This window comes from Lacticaseibacillus absianus, assembly GCF_013407595.1.
GTDB lineage: Bacteria > Bacillota > Bacilli > Lactobacillales > Lactobacillaceae > Lacticaseibacillus > Lacticaseibacillus absianus.
The window spans coordinates 13,905-33,040 of the sequence record NZ_JABEKX010000007.1 but is presented as its reverse complement, the minus strand read 5'-3'; the positions used below and the strand labels follow the sequence as shown (position 1 = coordinate 33,040).

Here is a 19,136-nt window from a genome sequence, read left to right as displayed (position 1 = left end):
ACCTGTTCCCATGCCGAACACAGAAGTTAAGCTTCTCTACGCCGAGAGTAGTTGGTGGGTGACTGCCTGCGAGGGTAGGAAGCTGCCGCGCTTTTTTATTTATTCCGGATTAGCTCAGTGGTAGAGCACCTGACTGTTAATCAGGGTGTCGTCAGTTCGAGCCTGACATCCGGAGCTTCTAGACCTTGCCGCGTGCAAGGTCTTTTTGTTTGGCGATCGCCCCTGAACACAAAAAAAGAGGCCATCACTGGCCTCGATGCTGCCGTCTACTGGATTCGAACCAGCGACCCCTTCATTACGAGTGAAGTGCTCTGCCAACTGAGCTAAGACGGCATCGTGTGTCGCTATCGCAACAACAAGAATGATTATACAGGACACAAACGCCGGTGTAAACCCCTTTTTGTGCAATTTCTGGACTTGCATGCTTACTATTAATTAGGGTATGATCGACTAGGAAAGGGAGGTCCTACCTATGAAAATCGCGATTATCGGCGCGACTGGCACTGCCGGTCGTGCGCTCACCCAAGAGGCCCTGAACCGTGGCCATCAGGTCACCGGGTTCGTGCGCCATCCCGAGGCGGCCGCTGGCCTATTCACGGCGCCAGTCGAAATGCGAGCGCAAGACGCCTTCACACTGACCAAGGCGGATCTGACGCCGTTCGATGTCGTCATCGACGCGTTTCGCCCGGAGAACGAGGCTGCCTCGCTGCACATCGATCTAGCCGCGCACCTGATCCATCTGCTTCGAGGCACGACCACGCCACGCCTGGTCTTCATTACCGGTGCGGCGAGCCTGAAGCACCCGCAAGGCGGCTTGCTCTATGACCGACTGATCCAGCTGCCGGGACATGAGGCGTGGATCGCGACCCCGCAGAGTCAGGCAATCGAACTCGAATACTTGCGACAAGTCACCGATGTGAACTGGCTGGCGTTTTCACCTAGCGCGACGTTCGAGGCAGGGCCGGCCACGGGGTACGTGGGCGGATCTGACACGCTACTACAGGATGCCCAGCACGAGTCGGTTCTGTCCAGTGGGAACCTCGCATTGGCGATCCTGGATGAACTGGAGGTACCGACGACCCAGCATGGGCGCCTGACCGCCCGCAACCGCTGACCCCAGCCCGCGGTATGCGGGCTTTTTGTATGGTCGGACCACGGGTGGGGGGTGAACCGGACGGCTTTTTGCGCCAAACAACCGTTCGTGCTATAATCACGGCATTGACTTGGTGGGGGGAATAACAATGGCAAGACGACGTAAGCAGACCGTCAGTCTGTTCAGCCTGGCGACAACGCTTCTAGTCGCGGTGGTCGCGTGGGGGTATCACGCTTGGCAGGACCAAGAGGCGGCGGGGGATTCTGCGGGTCAGACGATCGTCGCAACGAGCGATCAGGCGACATACGAGAAATTGGCTGGACTCGATTATGTGAACGATAGCGCGCCGATCCTGACAGTCGACCACAACCGTTCCGGGCTGGCGATGAAGGACTGGGCCGGACCGAAGATCAGCTACGGGGACCTGGACCGGCTGAACCGGACGACGACGGTCACGGGAGATCTGGATCAACGGACACTGATCCGCTCGGAGGGGCGGCCGAGTCAGAGCTGGACGCCGACTGGGTGGCACAATCAGTACAGTTGGGTCAACGGGCGGCGGGTCAACCGGCAGAACCGTGGCCATCTGATCGCCTACACAGTCTCGGGCAATCTCGACCAGGACGGGCGGTACAAACCCGGCGAATTGGGGTCGAGCGATAATCCGAAGAACTTGGCGGCGCAAACGGAGTACGCGAATCAGGTCCTGATGCAAAGCTACGAGGAAGCGGTGCGTGATGCGCTCGCCGCTAAGGCTGAGGTGATCTACAAGGTCACCACCGTGTTTCGCGGTGACGAGTTGATGCCGCGCGGCTACTGGCTGCGGGCCAAGTCCAGCAACGGGGCAGTTGACTTCAACGTCTACATCTACAACGTGCAAGACGGGATCCGTTATGATTATACGACGGGGCGTAGTCGGGTGGATCGCACTGTTCAGGTCAAGACTGACCTGAATTAAAAAAAGGGGTGCCCCCTTGTGGCCCGACGAGGCCAGACCGTGACGTGCCATCACGCAGTGCCTTTGCTTCCGTCCGGCAATGCCGAACTCCGCAGCGCGGGACTCTAACGCTTGTCGGCCTGACGCGTACTGCGTTCGAACGGGTCAAGCACGCCGGATAAAAGCGGTTCCCTATAAGCCCAAAGTCCGGGGGTTACAGGGAACCGCTTCTATACGCTGGGCTAAAACCGTGTCATGGCACAACCCCGCTTAGTTATTGCTGATCAAGAAGTCCAGGATGTCCATACCGGCACTGTTCGTCTGGCGGTAAAGCTCGGTGAAGCCGCAGCGGGTGCAAGAGATGGTGATAAACTTCTTGTTTTGGACGTCGAACAGTTTGGCGAAGTTGCCGCCGGTGGCTTGGAATTGGTCAGATTCGTAACTGTGATTGCCACATTTGGTGCAGACGTATTGAACGGGTTCCATGCGGGTCATCCTTTCTCAGTGGGGCGGTCGCTGAAGCGCAACAACTGCTTGTCTTCGGCGGGGGCGACGATAGGGGAGCCTTGCCAGTAGATGATGTCGAGGCTGTGGTCGGGGTACTGGTGGTAGGTGATCTTGAGGTCTTCCAGCGGGCGCTGAATGATCGCAAAGTACACCGGCTCAGGGGCGGTCTCCAGACGTGCGGAGAGGATCAGCAGGTACTTGGCCATCTCCTCGAACAGCGACTGAGTGAGACCGATCGTCTGTTTGAAGTCCAAGTCGACGTACAGCAGGTCGGCGGTGTCGCGCACGATCCCGACGGAATTGAGCGGGAACCCACCGAAGTTACCGGCGTCTTGCAAGGTGTAGACAAGGTGTTTGGCCTGCCCCTTGGTGAAGGCAGGGCGAGCGAACATGAGGTGCCACAAGGCCATCTGAATTACCTCCCAGCGCTTTTGTGCTATGATAATGTGAAATTGGAGGCGCAAGTATGAAAAAAATCATGACCATTGCCTTGATCGGGCTGACGACTGGACTGATGCTGGGGTGCCACCAGGCCGCACCGGCGACTCCCAGCCATCGCACCCGGACGGTGATCTCTAGTAAGCAGTATACCACAACCGAGTTGCAGGCACGCTTCACGAAGGTGACGGATGCGGCGGTCAAGCCGCTCGATCTCGCTTCCTATCAGCAGGCCGACACGAAGATCAAAGCGGCGATCAAGGCCGGGACGGCGACGCTGACGGCGGTTCGCTTGCAGCTGGTCAGCAACCAGACGGAACCGGCCCTGACCAAGGCGCTCATCGCCTACCTCGAGACTGCGACCAAGATGCTCCAGGCGCTGGCCGCGGGCGAACAAGCGACGTTCAACACGCAAGCCAAGGCGTTTTCGACCCAGTGCAGTCGCATTGGCCGTCAGTACTTCAAAGGACAGTTGCCGGAGAGCATTGTCAATTACAGCCAGCGGGTGAGCAAGTGACGGCCCGCATGACGCTAGCGACCCTTCAGCCCGCGGTGCAACGCCCACTGACCGCGACGGCTTGGCCGGTCGAGCTGCAGCAGGCGCTCCAGGCGCTGGCGCAGTTTGGCGGCGGCCGGCCGACTCAGACGCTGGTGACGCCAGTGGCCGCGGTCGCAGTCGTCAGCATGCACGGGCTGTGGCCGGCGTGGCTGACACTCGAGGGGCAACGCGTCGCGGCCCCACAGCTCTCGGCGCCAATCGAACTGGAAGTGGCGCCGCGAACGGATTCTCCGGCAGATAAAACAATCCGGCGCTTGATCTCGGCGTACACGAAGGTCTTGCGTGAGCCGATGCAGCTGCCAGTGAGCTGTTACCCCGACTGGCCGCGGGTGCGGGCCGTCTTCAACCACCTGCTGGCGCTGCAGGCGGTCTGCCACCAGCTGCGGGTCGTCGATCAGCCGCTGACCTTCACGGCGTTTGGGCCCTTAGCGGCCGAGACCGCCGCGTTGTTGCAGCGCGGTGGGGTGCAGCTGGCGCGGCACCCGATGATGACGCCGTGGCGTCAGGCGTTCAGCCCGGCCCCTGTGCTACCGGCGATCGTGATCGACGGGACGCGCGCGCCACGAGGTCGGGCAGACGCCGGTCAAAAAGCTGACGCCTATCGCCGGGCGCGTCTGCGCGAACGGCAGTCCTTTGCGCGCCCCGCGCACCCCGCATTTGACCGGCAGGCGCAGCCTTTGCACTACGCTCAGACGCAACCGGATGACTACACGGTGTTCGACTTAGAGTTCTCGAGTGGTAGTGCACGACAGGGATGGTTCATCACCGAGATCGGGGCGTTGCGAGTGCGCGGCGGCCAGATCGTCGATGCGTTCGACCGGTTCTTGAAGATCCCCCCGCACCTGCAACTGAACAGCCAATCGCAGCAGCTGACCGGGATCGACGCGGCACTGCTGACGCGCTACGGGCAGCCCCCGCAAGAAGCGCTGGCAGATTTCCTCGGCTTCATCGGGGAGGACCCGCTGCTCGGGTTCTCCGTGAAGGGTGGCGACCTCGCCGTGTTGGCGCGGCAGTTCGACCTGACCCCGGCGCCCGGTCGGCTGCTCGATGTTGCCTTGCTGGCTGAGGCTGGTGGCCCGATGCCTGGCCTGCCGGAAGTCAGTCTGAGCAAGTACCGTGACTACCTCGGGTTGGGTACGCTGCTGGCGCACGGGGCGATCTACGACGCGGTGACCACCCACGCGCTGTACGCCTACCTGCGCGCGCATCCGGTGGCGCCGACCGTGCTGGCCAAGCAGCTTCAGCGGACCCTGCGCTGAGCCGGTGGCCGGTGCGCAGACGCGTTTCAATCGCGTGGTCCGACTGATATACTGACTAGGAATGGAGGGATCGCGATGACGCAGATCAGTTTGACGACGCCGGTGCGCGAGCTAGTGGCCGCTCACCCGACGATCGTCCCGGTAATGGTCGACATGGGGCTAGACGGGGTGACGGATCCGAGCTTGCTCAACACGGTCGGCCGGTTCATGACACTGGCCAAAGGGGCGCGCATGAAGCACCTTGACTTGGACACGCTGGTGGCAACACTTGCGGCACACGGATTCGAGGTGGCGACAGATGAGTGAGACTCACGCGGTCGACCGTCAGAAGCGGATCGTTGAGATCCTGTCGATGCTTCATGCCGGCGGTAGTTTCGAGGAGGCCAAGCAGATCTTCGATGCGACATTCGACGGGGTCGATGTGTCCGAGATCACCAGTGCTGAGCGGGAGTTGATCGCAAGCGGGTTGAATCCGATGGAGATCCAGACACTGTGTAATGTACACGCGGCAGTGTTTCGCGGCAAGATCAACCACGAGGGTAAGACCCCGATGGCGGAGGTTCCTGGGCACCCGGTCCAAGTGATGAAGCTGGAGAACGTGGTCTTGCTGTCGCTTCTGAACGACGAGCTGCTGCCGACGTTGAAGAAGTGGCAGCAAGCTGGGTCAGATGCGGTCTTGCTTCGGCGGATGCGCAACGCCCTGGCTGACCTGCGCAAGATCGACAAGCACTACCTGCGCAAGGAGAATCTGATCTTCCCACTGATGGATCAGTACGGGATCACGGCCCCGCCCAAGGTGATGTGGGGCGTCGATGATGAGATCCGCGGCTGGATCAAGGCGGCCGATCATCTGCTCAATGCGACGCCGTTACCTGACAAGTATGCAATTGAAGCGGCGGTGGAAAAAGCCGCTAAGGAAGTCGACGAGATGATCTTCAAAGAAGAGGAGATCATGCTACCGATGGTGCTAGAGGTCTTCACACCGGCGGATTGGGCGATGATCCAGCGCGAGTCTGATGCGATCGGCTACACGCTGATCCCCACCCCGCTGCCGTGGCAGCCGACCGAAGCGGAGCTGGCGCAGCAGCCGAAGCCGTCGACGCTCGCCCAGGAGCTTAACGAGATGGCGAAGGCGTTGGCGGAGAGTCAAACGCTTGCGTCGGCGCGTCCGCCGGTGGCGACGGATCAGGCCGTGCTGGCGCAGATCCACCAAGACACCCCGATGCCGGTCGCCCCGCCTGAGGTGATGGCCAAGTTGCAAGCGGCGGACACTGCCGAGGGCGATGAACCGGCCGGCCCGATGATCTCGATCGCCAAGCCTCAGCACCTTGGGGCGCCGCTGGTCGGGGCGGCGACTTCTGGCTCCGACGCGGGGCGCATTGAGATCGATGGCGTCCACCCTGCACGGGTGCTACTGCCGACTGGGAGTTTTGATCTCGCGCAGTTGACGAACATGTTGCGCTTGCTGCCGCTGGATCTGACCTTCGTGGACGCGACCGACACGGTGCGCTGGTTCTCTGATTCCGGCGAGCGCGTCTTTCCGCGGACGGCTGCGGTGATCGGGCGCAAGGTGCAAAACTGTCACCCGCCACGTTCGGTGGATAAGGTCGAGAAGATCCTCGACGATTTTCACCACGGGCGGGCCGAACACGCCGATTTTTGGATCAACCTGCACGGGGAGCGGATGGTCTACATTCGGTATTTTGCGATCACTGACCCGGCGGGCCAGTACTTGGGCTGCCTAGAGGTGACGCAAGACATCACCGCGATCCAGCACCTGGAAGGGGAGCAACGGCTCTGAATGCAGGACGCAACGCCCGGTCGGCCTGATCGCCGACCGGGCGTTTTTGCGTCCGGCGGTAGGGCTGATGCTCGGCGCGCTTAAGGCGTTTTTTTTGCACGGTTGGGCGCGCTTTTGGCGGTCAAACCGCATCGCGGCAGGCTTTGTCGTCTCAGCTCGACCGTTGGGCAGTCGGCGAATATCTGGTACAATAGACAGGGACTGCGCCACGTTCGCGCGCGCAGCAGGCATGCGGCTTCGGCCGAGAGAAAGGACGAGATCATGGATTCAGCACTCACAGGGATGAACGATAAGCAAAAAGAGGCGGTTCTCGCCACCGAAGGACCGGTCTTGATCATGGCCGGTGCCGGCTCGGGCAAGACGCGCGTGCTGACGCACCGTATCGCCTACTTGATCGAGGAGAAGAATATCAACCCGTGGCGGATCCTGGCGATCACGTTCACCAACAAAGCGGCGCGCGAGATGAAGGAGCGTGTTGGCGCACTGCTGGACCCGGAGCTTGCACGCGACGTCTGGGTCTCGACCTTCCATGCGCTGTGTGTGCGCATCTTACGTCGTGATATCGAGAAGCTGGGGATGAACCGCGCCTTCACGATCGCCGACCCGGGGGAGCAAAAAACGCTGGTGAAGCATATTTTGGCCGATCTGAACCTCGACCCGAAGCGCTACGACCCCAAGGCGCTCCTGGGCACCATCAGTAATGCCAAGAACGACTTGAAGAGCCCAGAAGACTACGCTGCGGTCGCGGCCACGCCATACGAGCAGACCGTCGCGAGCGTCTACAAGGAATACCAGCGCCGGTTGCGCGCCGATCAGGCGATGGACTTCGATGACCTGATCATGCAGACGATCGTGCTGTTCCAGCAGAACCCAGAGACGCTCAAGTTTTACCAGAACAAGTTCCAATACATTCACGTGGATGAGTACCAGGACACGAACGAGGCTCAGTACCAGCTGGTCCACATGCTGGGAGAAGGCTACCGCAATGTCTGTGTCGTCGGGGATGCGGATCAGAGCATCTACGGGTGGCGTGGGGCGAACATGCAGAATATCCTGGACTTCAAGCAGGACTACCCAGACGCGCAAGTCGTGATGCTCGAGCAGAATTACCGCTCGACGAAGACCATCTTGGATGCGGCTAACGCCGTGATCAAGAACAACAAGACGCGCCAGGTCAAGACCTTGTGGACCGAGAACCAGACGGGTGACCAGATCACCTACTACCGGGCCCAAAGCGAGCTGGATGAGGCGTACTTTGTGATCCGCAGCATCGAAGCGCAGATGCGTGAGCACCACCGGCAGTACGGCGATTTTGCGATCCTGTACCGGACTAACGCCCAGTCGCGGTCGATCGAAGAGGCGTTCGTCAAGTCCAGTATCCCGTACAAGATGGTCGGCGGTCACCGCTTCTACGACCGCAAGGAGATCCGCGACGCGCTGGCGTACTTCCGCCTGGTGGTCAACCCAGACGATGACATGTCCTTCAACCGCATCGTTAACGAACCCAAGCGCGGGATCGGTGCGACCTCGATCGAGAAGCTCGAGGCCTTCGCGACGCAAAACGGCTGGAGCTTGCTGGAGTCCGCGACCAACGCGGAGCTATCCCCGGTCGGCGGCAAGGCGCGTAAGAACCTCGCCGCCTTCGGGGCCACGATCGCCAAGATCGCGGCTAAGCGCGCAGAGGGGTCGGTCACGGCGCTGATGGAGGCGATCTTAGAGGATACCGATTACCTGCCGACGCTGAAGGCGCAAGGCAGCGTCGAGGCGGACACGCGGATCGAGAACCTGCAGGAGCTGCTGTCCGTGACGCAACAGTTCGACGCACGCTACGAGCCGGAGGACGAAGAGGCCGACATCTTCGTTGATTTCTTGGCGGAGCTGTCCCTGTTATCCGACCAAGACGACGTGGAAGAAGACGCGCAAGAGGTCACGATGATGACGCTCCATGCGGCCAAGGGGCTGGAGTTCCCAGTCGTGTTCCTGGTCGGCATGGAAGAGGGGCTGTTTCCACTGTCACGCGCCGCGATGGATGAGGCGCAGCTGGAAGAAGAACGGCGATTGGCGTATGTCGGGATCACCCGGGCCAAGCGCAAGCTCTACTTAAGTAATGCGTACGCACGGATGCTGTACGGTCAGCGGCAGAACAATCCAGAAAGCCGCTTCATCGCCGAGATCGATGACGGCCTGCTGGAACGCGCCGGCGATGCGCAACCGAAGTCCGATATCCCGTTCATCAACCGGACCCAGCGCGCGGTGACGCCGACATACGGCCGCCCGGCGGCTAACCCGACGGGCACGCGGGCTAAGGTGATCAGCACGACCCCCAGCGCGGGTAGTGGCACGCACTGGGCGGTGGGCGACAAAGCCGAACACCGCAAGTGGGGCGTCGGGACGGTCGTCAAGGTCAGCGGGACCGGTGATGACCAGGAGTTGGACATCGCCTTTCCGGCGCAGGGCGTCAAGCGCTTGCTGACGGCCTTTGCCCCGATCGTCAAACCGTGATCAAGGAGGAGCGAGCAGATGGCAGATCGTCAGACTCAAGACACCGCTAAGGCACAGATCGACGCCCTGGTGACGCAGCTGAACCAGTGGCGCCGTGAGTATTACACCCAGGACGCGCCGAGCGTTGAAGACCATGTCTACGACGTCACGTACCGTCAATTGCAGGACCTGGAGACCGCATGGCCGGCGCTGGTGCGTGCTGACTCGCCGACCCAAGGCGTCGGAGACGTGGTCGCACCGGAGTTCACGAAGGTACCACACCCGGTCCCGATGCTGTCGATGGGGGATGTGTTCTCCCTTGAAGAGTTGCAGGACTGGGCGCACCGGCTCGAAGCCGGTGTCGGTGAGCCAGTCGACTACCACGTGGAGCTGAAGATCGACGGGTTATCGCTGTCGCTGGTCTATGACAAAGGTGTGCTGGTGCAGGGGTCGACACGTGGCGACGGGAACGTCGGCGAGGATGTGACCAAGAACGTCCGCACGATCCCCGACATCCCGCAGACGCTGAGTGAGCCGTTGAGCCTAGAAGTGCGCGGCGAGTGTTACATGCCCAAGGCCGCCTTTGCGACGCTCAACGCTGCGCGCGAGGCGGAAGGGGCAGCGCCGTTCGCCAATCCGCGCAACGCAGCGGCGGGTTCGTTGCGCCAGCTGGATCCGACTGTGACCGCCAAGCGCAGTCTCGCCACGTTCATGTACACGCTGGTCGATCCGGCTAACTACGGGGTGACGACGCAGCGCGAGGCCCTGGCATTCATGGCGCGGCTCGGGTTTGCGACCAACCCGAGTTCGATTGTCGCGCATGACCTCGACTTGATCGACCAGTACATCGCGGCGCAGACTGCGGACCGCGATGCGCTGGCGTATGGGATCGACGGGATCGTGGTCAAAGTCGACCAGCTCCCATTGCAGGCCGCACTGGGCAACACCGTCAAGGTCCCGCGCTGGGAGATCGCGTACAAGTTCCCGCCGGAAGAAGCCGCGACGGTGGTCCGCGACATCGAATGGACGATCGGGCGAACTGGTGTGGTCACCCCGACTGCGGTGATGGACCCCGTGCCGCTCGCCGGCACGACGGTGGCCCGCGCGAGCTTGCACAATGTCGATTACATCCAGAGCAAGGATATTCGGATCGGCGACACGGTGATGCTGCATAAGGCGGGGGACATTATCCCCGAGGTCTCGGTGGTGGTCCGTGATAAGCGCCCCGCGGACAGTGTGCCTGCTGTGATCCCGACGACGTGCCCATCATGCGGCGAAGCGTTGGTCCACCTCGATGAGGAGGTCGCGTTGCGTTGCATCAACCCGATGTGCCCAGCACAGGTGCAGGAGCAGCTGACCCATTTTGCCTCCCGCAACGCCATGAATATCGATGGGTTAGGCCCCAAAATCATCGCGCAGTTGCTGGATAAGCAGCTCGTCGCTGACGTCGCCGACCTTTACACGCTGACGGCTGACGACCTGAACGGCCTGGACAAGTTCAAAGAGAAGTCCGTTAATAATTTGTTAAAGGCCATCGACAACAGTCGGCAAAACTCGGTGGAACGCCTACTATTTGGGTTAGGCATCCGCCATGTCGGGCGTAAAGCCGCCTGGATCTTGGCGGCGCACTTCGGCGATCTCGCGCACTTGATGACCGCGTCTGTCGAGGACATCAGTGCGATCGATGGGATCGGGCCGATCATTGCCGACGCAGCGACGACGTACCTGCGCACGCCGGCAGTGCATACGCTGATCGCTGCGCTGGACGCGGCCGGTGTCAACCTGACCTTCAAGGGGGCGGCCCCTGCCCCGGCAGATAGCGATTGGGTCGGGCAGACGGTCGTGATCACGGGGAAGTTCACCAGCTTCTCACGGCCAGAATTGACGGCGCAACTGACCGCCCTAGGCGCGAAAGTCACCGGCTCGGTCTCCAAGAAGACTGATCTGCTGGTGGCCGGCGAAGCGGCTGGCTCGAAGCTGGCCAAGGCCGAAAGCCTCGGCGTGCCGGTGATCGGCGAGGCCGAGTTGCGCGACAAGTTGTAATCAAAGGAGTCCAACATGAAGAAATTATGGCCCACGAGTCTGATCCTGATGGCGTTGCTTGGCCTGGCCGGGTGCGGCAAGCTGAGCTTCGATGGCACCCAGACGACCAGCAGCGGGACGAAGACCTCGAGCTACCAGACGACCGGTGCCGTGGATGACGGCTTATACCAAGGCGTCATCAAGGACGGGCGTTATCAGATCTCCAGCGCGCGCGGCTTGACGATCATGCAGAATACGCAAGGCGGCAACAACTTCAACGTCAAGAGCATGGAGAGCGGGTTGACGGCGCTGGCGAAGCAGCAATTCTCGACCAGCAAGTACGTCTTCCAAGAAGGTCAGCTCCTGTCGACGGCGACGGTCAGGAGCTGGCTGGCGCGCAAGAGCGACAAGAACGCCGATGGACTGAACCCGGTCGACAACAAGAAGTCTGATCCGGACACCCGCAATCCGATGTACCTACAGAGTATCCTCGAGCAGGATTACATGCTGGAAGACGGCAGTACGCTCAAGTATGGTGGGGTCGCCATCGCACTCGCGCTCAACGAATACGACTACTACCAGAAGGTCAAGTACGGCGCGACCTACACGACGCACATCGACGACGCGAAGCTGAAGTCTGAAGGTCGCCGGATCGCCGCCGAGGTGGTCGCCCGGCTGCGCAAGCTCAAGGGCCTGTCGACAGACACGCCGATCATCGTCGGCCTGTACAGGAACGCCGCACGAGACTCGCTGGTCGGCGGCGTCTTCTTCGATCAGGTGACCGCCAAGTCGGGGACCACGCTTGGCGATTGGGTCACGGTTGACCAACAAAACGAGGTCCTGCCGACCGTGGACAACCAAAAGCCGATCAATGCGACGGTCGCCCAGGATTTTTCGAACTTCTCGAGTCAGATCGAGAACTTCTTCCCGACCCTGGCCGGCGTCACCGCCCAGGCGCACTACGAGAGCGGGGCGCTGAAGGGCTTGAACATCACGATCAACACGCAGTTTTACGGTGAAACAGAGATCGAGAGCTTCACGCAGTACGTCGGCACCTCTGCGAGCAAGTACCTGCCGAGCGGTGCGGCGATCGAGATCACGATCCAGGCCAGCCAAGGGATGCAGGCCTTCCTCGCCCGGGCTAGCGGCGAGAAGAGCTTCACGACGCATGTTTTTGGGAGTTATTGACCCCGGACGCGCAGACCGTGACAGCTTTTGTCACCACCGGTGCGAACCGGCGCGGGTTTTATGGTAAACTATTCAGGAATACGGGCCTGATCAGTCACGCATGCACGGCCAGTCATTCACGGATGACTGGCCGTCTTGCTTGTTGGCGGCCACGAAGAAAGTAGGGATTAGATGATTTCGAAAGACAGTGTTGCCCATGTCGCGGAGCTGGCGCGCCTCGAATTCTCAGAGGAAGAGCTACAGCAGTACACCGCACAGCTCGACGAGATCCTGACCATGGTCGATCAGCTGGAGACCGTCGAGACGACCGGCGTCCCAGTCACGACGCAGAGTATCCACTTACAAAACGTGATGCGCGAAGACATCGCCCATAACGACACCGATACTGAAGCCTTGTTCAAGAACGTGCCGACACGCAAGGGCACACTGATCCAAGTGCCGGCCATCATCGACAAGGAGGAGGACTAGCGTGGATTATTTCAACACAGACATTCAGACGCTGCACGAGCAGCTGACTAGCGGCCAACTGACGGCGACCGAGCTGCTCGAGCAGACCTACGCCGGGATCGCGGCGACCGACCCAGCCGTCGACGCCTTCTTGACGCTGAACCAGCCTGCCGCAACGGCGCAGGCGCAGGCGCTCGATGACGCCGGGATCGCAGTTGACCAGCCGCTGGCCGGGATCCCGGTCGCGGTGAAGGACAACATTGTGACCGACGGGCTGACCACGACCGCTGCGTCTAAGATCCTGGCGAACTTCGAGCCGATCTATGATGCGACCGTAGTGACGAAGCTCAAGCAGGCCGGTGCGATCAACGTCGGCAAGGTCAACTTGGATGAGTTCGCCATGGGTTCCTCGACCGAAAACTCAGCGTTCAAGGTGACGAAGAACGCCTGGGACCACAGTCGGGTGCCGGGTGGCTCGTCCGGTGGGTCCGCGGCGGCGGTCGCCTCGGGTCAGGTCCTGATGGCACTGGGCACGGACACTGGCGGCTCGATCCGCCAGCCCGCTGCGTTCAACGGGATCGTCGGCCTCAAGCCGACGTACGGCCGCGTGTCACGCTGGGGCGTGATCGCCTTTGCCTCCAGCCTCGACCAGGTCGGCACCCTGACGCGCTCGGTGCGCGATGCGGCATTGTCGCTGAACGTGATCGCCGGACACGATGATCAGGACGCGACGTCCGCGGACGTGCCGGTGCCGGATTACACGGCCAAGCTCGGCCAGTCCATCGCCGGGCTGAAGGTCGCGCTTCCCGCCGAGTACCTCGGTGAAGGGGTCGATCCGGCGATCGTCGCGAAGATCCAGCAGGCGGCTGACCAGTTGCGCGACCTAGGCGCGACGGTCGAGACCGTCAGCCTGCCGCACACCAAGTACGCGGTCCCTGCGTATTACATCATCGCCAGCTCCGAGGCCAGCTCCAACTTGCAGCGCTTCGACGGGATCCGCTACGGCTTCCGGGCCAAGGACGTCCGCAACCTGACCGATGTCTATGTGAAATCGCGTTCCGAAGGCTTCGGGCCAGAGGTCAAGCGCCGCATCATGCTGGGCACATTCTCGCTGTCGGCCGGCTTTTATGACGCCTACTTCAAGAAAGCGGCACAGGTCCGCACGCTGATCACCCGCGATTTCGAGCAGGTCTTCGCGGACTACGACCTAGTGATGGGGCCGACGACCCCGACAACCGCCTTCAAGATCGGTGACAAGGTGACCGACCCGCTGACCATGTATATGAACGACATCCTGACCATCCCGGTCAACTTGGCCGGGTTGCCGGCTGCATCGATCCCGGCCGGATTCGTCGACGGGTTGCCGGTTGGGCTACAGCTGATCGGGAAGCACTTCGATGAGGCAACGTTGTTGCAAGTCGCGGACGCCTTTGAAGGGGCCAATGACTATCTCGACCAGATCCCAGGAGGTGCGCACTGATGAATTTTGAAACCACCATTGGGCTTGAAGTCCACGTCGAGCTAAAGACCAAATCCAAGATGTACTCGCCGACGCCGGTCTCCTACGGGGCGGCGCCGAACACACAGACAAACGTGATCGACTGGGGGTTTCCCGGCGTCCTGCCGAGCATCAACAAGGGGGCGTACAGTTTCGGGATGATGGTCGCCATGGCGCTGCACGCCGACATCACGCGCGAGACACATTTTGACCGGAAGAATTACTTCTACCCAGACAACCCGAAGGCTTATCAGATCACCCAGAGCGAGACGCCACTGGCGACCAACGGGTACATTGAGATCGACGTTGACGGCAAGAAGAAGCGCATCGGCATCCACGAGCTGCACGTCGAAGAAGACGCCGGCAAAAACCAGCATGAAGATGACGGGTATTCCTACGTCGACCTGAACCGGCAGGGCACGCCTTTGATCGAGATCGTCTCGGAGGCGGACATCGCCAGCCCCGAAGAGGCGTATCAGTACCTCGAACAGCTGCGCCAGATCGTTCAGTTCACCGGCGCGAGTGACGTCAAGATGGAAGAAGGCTCCATGCGCGTCGACACCAACTTGTCGGTGGCGCCGATCGGTAGCGACAAGTGGGGCACGAAGACTGAGATCAAGAACCTGAACTCCTTCGTCCATGTCCGCGACGGCCTAGCTTACGAGCAGAAGCGCCAGATCCAGCTACTGATGGCGGGCGGCGAAGTGCGTCAAGAGACGCGGCGCTGGGACGTCGATAAGAAGGAAACGATCCTGATGCGGGTCAAGGAAGGGGCGGATGATTATCGCTACTTCCCAGAACCCGATCTGCCACCGGTCCATGTCTCACAGGCCTGGATCGATGAGGTCGCCGCACGTCTGCCAGAGGCGCCGGCACGGCGCCGCGCGCGCTACGTCGATGACTGGGGCATTCCGGCTTACGATGCCGGCGTGTTGACCAACACGCTTGAGATGTCCGACTTCTTCGAAGCCACTGTCGCAGCCGGGGCCGACGCCAAGCTTGCGTCTAACTGGCTGATGGGCGAGGTCTCCGGGTATCTGAACGCACAACACGCGGAGCTGAAGGACGTTGCCCTGACGCCGGCACACTTGGCGGCGATGATCCGGCTGATCGAAGACGGAACCATCTCCAGCAAGATCGCCAAGAAGGTCTTCCAGGAGATCATCACGGCCGACACGGACCCGAAGGCCTGGGTAGAGGCCAAGGGGCTGGTCCAACTGTCGGATCCGGCGCAGCTGACGCCGATCATTGATGCGATCTTGGATGATAACCAGCAGAGTATCGACGACTTCCACAACGGGAAGGACCGGGCGATCGGCTTTTTGGTCGGCAAGATCATGCAGCAGACCCACGGCAAGGCGAACCCGAAAGTCGTCAACCAAATCTTGATGACTGAGCTGAAGAAGCGCTAAGGGACCTGGCTTGTCAAGCCGGCCCGCATACGAGTAGAGTGAGGTGGTGACAGGCCTGCCTGCAAGCGGGCCTGCTGGGCATCACCGGTGGCGCCCAACCCGAGTTGCGGCCCACAGACCAGTGAAGGAGCGACCAGACATGGTGCAACGGGCACGATTGATCTACAACCCCACCAGCGGGAATGAAGGGATGAGGCGCTATGTCGCGGACATCCTTGACGTGATGGAGCAGGCCGGCTACGAGAGCAGCGCCTATCAGACCACGCCAGAATCTTTTTCAGCCAAAAAAGAGGCGGCACGCGCCACCGAAGCGGGCTTCGATCTGATCGTTGCCGCTGGCGGTGACGGAACGATCAACGAGGTCGTCAACGGGATCGCCTCACACGAGCGGCGGCCGAAGATGGCGATCATTCCGGCTGGGACGACCAACGACTATGCGCGCGCCTTGCGCATCCCGCGTGAGGACCCGGTCGCAGCCGCTAAGATCATCTTGAAGGGCCAGACCCTCAAGATGGACATCGGGCAGGCGAACAACCACTACTTCATGAACATTGCGGCAGGCGGGATGCTGACTGAGCTGACCTACGCCGTGCCATCTGAGTTCAAGTCGGTGTTTGGCTACTTCGCCTATGTCCTCAAGGGCGCGGAGATGCTGCCCGGTGTCCACCCGATCCCGTTGCACCTGGAGTTCGACGATGGCGTCTATGACGGTCCCGCGTCGATGTTTCTGCTCGCGATGACCAACTCGATCGGGGGCTTCGAGCAGATCGTGCCGGATGCCTCGCTGGGCGACGGCAAGTTCTCACTGATCGTGGTCAAGACCGGTAACCTCGGCGATATCTTGGTCCTGATGGCCAAGGTGCTCAACGGGGGCAAGCACGTCGATGATTCGAACATCATCTACGCCAAGACCGCGAAGCTTGTGGCCAAGCGCACGGATGGTGAGGAGATGAAGATCAACCTTGACGGGGAGTACGGCGGGAGTGCCCCGATGACCTTCGTCAACCTGCGCCAGCACATCGAGATGTACGCGAACGTGGATGAGATTCCGAAGAAGAACCTAGGGCCAGACACAGAAGCGCAAGATGCGTACATGGCAGAAGTCGAGAATATTTCGCAGCAAGACGGCAACGGCAAGATCGGCGACTGATCCTAACAACAAGGGGCTGTGCCATAACGCGGTTTTAGCCCAGAGTATAAGAGAGACCCCCTGCAAAACCCGAACTTAGGTTTTGCAGGGGGTCTCTCTTATACGGCTTGCGCTGCCCGTTCGAACGCAGTGAGTTACAGGCAGACATGCGTTAGAAAGGGCGTTGCGTTATGGCACGTAACGTTCTGGAATAGTCGTGCCACCAGGGGTTATGTCACAAATCCGTTGTTGACTTGAGGCCCAAAATACTGATGTGGTAGGCCGCTGTCGCGTCTTGACGCGTCCTGGTCTGAAACTGTCGGCCGCCCACTGGCCGATTGTTGGCTTGCCTCGGGCCCTATTTAGGCGCGGCCGCTTCAGTAGCCGAACTGCCAGCTCGTCTGGGCGTTGAAGTGCTCGCCTGGCATCAGCAAGATCGGGCTCAGCGATGGGTCGGCGGAAGGCGGGAACTGCGCTTCCAAAGCAACGCCATCGTAGCGGCCGAGGTCGCGCGCGTAGCCGGTGTGATCGAAGTGGTTGGCGGTATAGACGACCACCGAAGGCGCCGTCGTCCGCAGAGTGACGCGCCGGCCAGTGCCCGGCAGGCTGAGCGTCGCCGCAACGGCGTGACCATCGAGCAAGAAGGGGTGGTTCAGGCCGTTTTGGCTCGTGATCTGTGGATCAGAGCTACCCAAAACGTCGCCCAGACGCTGACCCTCCCGCAGGTCGAACACCGTACCTTGGACCGACGCGGCGCCATCGTGTGGGATCGAATCGGCCGCCAACGGCAGATACTGGCTGGCATCAAGGGTCAAGACGTGGTCTTCGATCGTGCCGTCACCGAGGTTGAAGTACACATGGTTGGCCGGGTTGCAAGGGGTCAGCGCGTCGGCAACGGCATCTAACCGGTACGTGAGGACGTCGGTGTCATCGAGCGTGAAGCTGGCTGTCAGTTGCAGGTTACCGGGGTAGCCATTATGGCCAGCAGGGTCGAACAGCGTCATCGTCACCGTGGCGTCGCGGTCAGTCTGCGCGAGCGTGAAGTCGAAACACTGGGTGTCGAATCCAGCCGGGCCACCGTGGGCGTGGTTCGGGCCGTCGTTCAGGTCGAACGTCTGCGTGGACGTCCCGACGGTCCATTCACCAGCCGCCATGCGGCCGATGATCCGGCCAACGGTACCGCCGAGGAAGTTGCGCTCACGGTCGTAATCCTCGCGGTGGGCGAGGTGCATGACCGCGTCGTGGTGCCCGCTGTGACCATCCGGGAGCAGGACGCGCTCGATGGTGGCCCCGTGGTTGAGTAAGCGAACGACCATCCCGTTGCGGTTGGTCAGGGTGATCTCGCAGTAGTCGTGGTTGGCACGACGCTGATACTTGTCGACTGTGATCCGGTTCATGGGTTGACTCTCCTCCTTGATTGAAGCGCTATCACCGTTAGGATACCGCAATCACCGGCAAAGACCAACCCTTATAAGATCATTGTGATCAGGAACCAGAAGCCGGCCAGCCCCAGCGCGTGCCCGAACTCACGGCGACGTAAGGCATCCAGCTCAAGAATGGCGGCCAGGATCCAGACCGGGCCTAGTAGCCACCAGCCGATGCGCGGGAGCATCAGTGTGGCCAGGCTCAGGCCCACAAGACTGCCGTAACAGTGACGGCGGACTGGGGCGAGTAAGTCAGTTGGCATGATGCGTCACCTCCTTGGGGTGAAGCGCGCCCGATGCGCGCTTCTGTCGTGAGCGTACGCGCGTGTCAGCCGGCGGTCAAGTGAGGCGACTCGGCAAGGGCTATCGCTTGAATCTACCTGGGGCGACCCGGTACGATAAACTTAACAGAATCAATTACCGACCTAGAAGGGAGCGATCTTGATGCAGATCCAGATGACGATCCATGCCCCACAGATGTACTACTTCGCCCGCCTCATGGAATTGGTGCAGCTCGATATCCAAGCGTGCACCGGCAAAAATCTCTCGATGCACCGACTCTGTGGCCTGAGCTACCTCCGGCGCCTGCCGGACGGGCAATGTATCGGGACGACGATCACCGCATGCGTGCCCGGCGAGACGTTCACCTACCTGCAGACCACGGCGCACGGGGAGCGGGAGATCCGCTACCAGCTGCACCGACTGGACAGTCACCACGTTGCGCTGAGTTACTCGGAATGGATCGAAGACGCTTTGGTGCCGGCGCACTGGTGGACCCGGTGGGCCCGGCGGTGGGCGCTTGAACGCGTCGCACGGCGGATCAGCCGCAGTTATGCGAGCCAGCCGCAGCTGCAACTGAGCCCGACGGTGGTGCTGGCGGCGATCGAGCGCTGACCGCCCGTGAAGCCTAGCGCGGTTTCTGGTATAATAGTGCGGAGTTT

General features: G+C 61.1%; 18 protein-coding genes, 2 tRNA genes and 1 rRNA gene. 16 read left to right on the top strand and 5 right to left on the bottom strand.

The genetic code is table 11. The features are described 5' to 3' along the window. Nucleotides 1-91: ribosomal RNA gene (gene rrf / locus HII33_RS13500) — 5S ribosomal RNA — on the top strand; the annotation flags it as partial. 12 nt (nt 92-103) lie between these two features. Continuing rightward, a tRNA-Asn gene (locus HII33_RS13495) sits at nt 104-175 on the top strand. An 85-nt stretch (nt 176-260) separates the two neighbouring features. Here HII33_RS13495 and HII33_RS13490 read toward each other — a convergent pair. Beyond that, nucleotides 261-333 (bottom strand) — tRNA-Thr (locus tag HII33_RS13490). Nucleotides 334-472: 139 nt separating this feature from the next. Here HII33_RS13490 and HII33_RS13485 point away from each other — a divergent pair. Together HII33_RS13485 and HII33_RS13480 are read left to right on the top strand one after the other, a co-directional pair. Then, nucleotides 473-1,114, top strand: a complete 642-nt coding sequence (locus HII33_RS13485; protein WP_179396331.1) for an NAD(P)-dependent oxidoreductase — start codon at nt 473-475, stop codon at nt 1,112-1,114. 127 nt (nt 1,115-1,241) lie between these two features. Beyond that, nucleotides 1,242-2,051: a DNA/RNA non-specific endonuclease gene (locus HII33_RS13480; RefSeq protein WP_179396330.1), complete on the top strand. Its 810-nt coding sequence runs from the start codon at nt 1,242-1,244 to the stop codon at nt 2,049-2,051. A 249-nt stretch (nt 2,052-2,300) separates the two neighbouring features. Here HII33_RS13480 and HII33_RS13475 read toward each other — a convergent pair whose 3' ends face one another. Continuing rightward, on the bottom strand, nt 2,301-2,516 hold the full coding sequence (locus HII33_RS13475; protein WP_179396329.1) for a zinc ribbon domain-containing protein: 216 nt from the start codon (nt 2,514-2,516) through the stop codon (nt 2,301-2,303). 5 nt (nt 2,517-2,521) lie between these two features. Further along, nucleotides 2,522-2,947 (bottom strand): hypothetical protein, encoded by a 426-nt coding sequence (locus tag HII33_RS13470; RefSeq protein WP_246287485.1) that lies wholly within the window; start codon nt 2,945-2,947, stop codon nt 2,522-2,524. A gap of 56 nt (nt 2,948-3,003) precedes the next feature. On the opposite strand from HII33_RS13470, the gene HII33_RS13465 reads away from it, so the two are divergent. The 11 genes from HII33_RS13465 to HII33_RS13415 all read left to right on the top strand — a co-directional run bounded on the left by HII33_RS13465 (nt 3,004) and on the right by HII33_RS13415 (nt 16,792). Then, nucleotides 3,004-3,492 (top strand): hypothetical protein, encoded by a 489-nt coding sequence (locus tag HII33_RS13465; protein WP_179396328.1) that lies wholly within the window; start codon nt 3,004-3,006, stop codon nt 3,490-3,492. 8 nt (nt 3,493-3,500) lie between these two features. Then, entirely contained in the window at nt 3,501-4,793 is a 1,293-nt protein-coding gene (locus HII33_RS13460) for a 3'-5' exonuclease (protein ID WP_179396327.1), read from the top strand. 75 nt (nt 4,794-4,868) lie between these two features. Continuing rightward, a complete protein-coding gene (locus HII33_RS13455) occupies nt 4,869-5,099 on the top strand; it encodes a DUF1858 domain-containing protein (protein ID WP_179396326.1) in 231 nt (76 codons plus the stop codon). Then, nucleotides 5,092-6,594 (top strand): DUF438 domain-containing protein, encoded by a 1,503-nt coding sequence (locus HII33_RS13450; RefSeq protein WP_179396325.1) that lies wholly within the window; start codon nt 5,092-5,094, stop codon nt 6,592-6,594. Before HII33_RS13455 ends, HII33_RS13450 begins: the two co-directional genes overlap by 8 nt. 261 nt (nt 6,595-6,855) lie before the next feature. Beyond that, complete coding sequence (pcrA, locus tag HII33_RS13445) at nt 6,856-9,096, top strand: DNA helicase PcrA (protein ID WP_179396324.1); 2,241 nt, start codon at nt 6,856-6,858, stop codon at nt 9,094-9,096. A gap of 18 nt (nt 9,097-9,114) precedes the next feature. Then, nucleotides 9,115-11,118, top strand: coding sequence for an NAD-dependent DNA ligase LigA (gene ligA, locus HII33_RS13440; RefSeq protein WP_179396323.1), 2,004 nt, complete (start codon nt 9,115-9,117; stop codon nt 11,116-11,118). A 15-nt stretch (nt 11,119-11,133) separates the two neighbouring features. Continuing rightward, nucleotides 11,134-12,285, top strand: a complete 1,152-nt coding sequence (locus HII33_RS13435; RefSeq protein ID WP_179396322.1) for a CamS family sex pheromone protein — start codon at nt 11,134-11,136, stop codon at nt 12,283-12,285. A gap of 171 nt (nt 12,286-12,456) precedes the next feature. After that, nucleotides 12,457-12,753 carry an Asp-tRNA(Asn)/Glu-tRNA(Gln) amidotransferase subunit GatC gene (gatC, locus tag HII33_RS13430; RefSeq protein WP_179396321.1) on the top strand — a complete coding sequence of 99 codons (297 nt, stop codon included), beginning with the start codon at nt 12,457-12,459 and terminating at the stop codon, nt 12,751-12,753. Between the two features lies 1 nt (nt 12,754). Further along, nucleotides 12,755-14,212: an Asp-tRNA(Asn)/Glu-tRNA(Gln) amidotransferase subunit GatA gene (gene gatA / locus HII33_RS13425; RefSeq protein ID WP_179396320.1), complete on the top strand. Its 1,458-nt coding sequence runs from the start codon at nt 12,755-12,757 to the stop codon at nt 14,210-14,212. Next, entirely contained in the window at nt 14,212-15,642 is a 1,431-nt protein-coding gene (gene gatB / locus HII33_RS13420; RefSeq protein WP_179396319.1) for an Asp-tRNA(Asn)/Glu-tRNA(Gln) amidotransferase subunit GatB, read from the top strand. The genes gatA and gatB overlap by 1 nt, the downstream gene beginning before the upstream one ends. Before the next feature lie 139 nt (nt 15,643-15,781). Beyond that, nucleotides 15,782-16,792: a diacylglycerol kinase gene (locus HII33_RS13415; RefSeq protein WP_179396318.1), complete on the top strand. Its 1,011-nt coding sequence runs from the start codon at nt 15,782-15,784 to the stop codon at nt 16,790-16,792. 356 nt (nt 16,793-17,148) lie between these two features. Here the strand turns inward: HII33_RS13415 and HII33_RS13410 are convergent, their stop codons facing one another. Further along, nucleotides 17,149-18,168 (bottom strand): aldose epimerase family protein, encoded by a 1,020-nt coding sequence (locus HII33_RS13410; protein ID WP_179396317.1) that lies wholly within the window; start codon nt 18,166-18,168, stop codon nt 17,149-17,151. 71 nt (nt 18,169-18,239) lie between these two features. Further along, nucleotides 18,240-18,458, bottom strand: coding sequence for a hypothetical protein (locus HII33_RS13405; protein ID WP_179396316.1), 219 nt, complete (start codon nt 18,456-18,458; stop codon nt 18,240-18,242). A 181-nt stretch (nt 18,459-18,639) separates the two neighbouring features. Between HII33_RS13405 and HII33_RS13400 the strand changes: the two genes are divergently transcribed. Next, nucleotides 18,640-19,089 (top strand): DUF3284 domain-containing protein, encoded by a 450-nt coding sequence (locus tag HII33_RS13400; RefSeq protein WP_179396315.1) that lies wholly within the window; start codon nt 18,640-18,642, stop codon nt 19,087-19,089. Nucleotides 19,090-19,136 lie beyond the last annotated feature (47 nt).